At 34.7% G+C, this 395-nt stretch carries 1 protein-coding gene; it reads left to right on the forward strand.

What is annotated here, in order from left to right; genetic code table 11:
• Positions 1-395: pentapeptide repeat-containing protein (locus AACW06_RS20155; protein WP_192076394.1), on the forward strand; the 395-nt coding region annotated here is incomplete at both ends.

The following is a 395-nucleotide window of genomic DNA, read 5'->3' on the forward strand; positions in this document are numbered from 1 at the left end:
TGTAATTTGAGTTTGGTCGATTTTACAAACTCAAAGCTCTTTGAGCTTAAATTTCAAGACAGTAAGTTAGTTGGCGTTGATTGGACGAAAGCGACATGGCCAGTTTATCACTCAGACTTTGAGCTAAGTTTTAAGCGTTGTATTTTAAATGACTCGTCTTTCTTTGGCCTGACCTTAAATGCATTAGTTTTGGATGAATGTAAGTTGCATGATGTTGATTTCCGTGAAGGTAACTTTGCAGGTTCAACAATGATTTATAGTGATTTTAGCTACAGTTTATTTATGAGAACAAATTTGCAAGGTGTTGATTTCAGTGAATCAACAGCATACTCAATTGACGTATTAGAAAATAACGTTAAAAAGGCTAAGTTTTCACGATATGAAGCGTTGAGCTT

This window comes from Vibrio sp. S12_S33, assembly GCF_963889785.1.
GTDB classification, from domain to species: Bacteria; Pseudomonadota; Gammaproteobacteria; order Enterobacterales; family Vibrionaceae; genus Vibrio; species Vibrio aestuarianus.